This is a genomic window from Pseudomonas sp. SIMBA_041 (assembly GCF_046535095.1).
Classification (GTDB): domain Bacteria; phylum Pseudomonadota; class Gammaproteobacteria; order Pseudomonadales; family Pseudomonadaceae; genus Aquipseudomonas; species Aquipseudomonas mucoides.
In genome coordinates this window covers 1-249 of record NZ_JAWRXJ010000707.1, presented here as the reverse complement: position 1 = coordinate 249, position 249 = coordinate 1, and the positions used below count along the sequence as shown (strand labels likewise).

The 249-nt window shown below is 42.2% G+C and carries 1 protein-coding gene; it reads right to left on the bottom strand.

The window, feature by feature from the left end; all coding sequences use genetic code 11:
* A partial coding sequence (locus tag SB725_RS32935) for a cation:dicarboxylate symporter family transporter (RefSeq protein WP_410923665.1) occupies positions 1-249 on the bottom strand: 249 nt, incomplete at both ends.

The window sequence follows — 249 nt, the reverse complement described above, 5'->3', positions numbered from 1 at the left end:
GCAGTGGTTATCATATAAATAATGAACGTTTTGGTACCAATACGTCCAAGTAGGCGAATATCACCAATACCGCATACACCGCAAATCAGTGAGATAAGCACCAAAGGTACGACCAACATTTTTAGCGAGTTGACAAATAGTTTACCAACAATGGCAAGGAAGCCGTTGGTGATATAAGTATTAACAAAGCCACCTTCGCCGTTCAATCCTGAGTAGTTTAGAAATAGGCCCAGTCCAATACCGAGCACC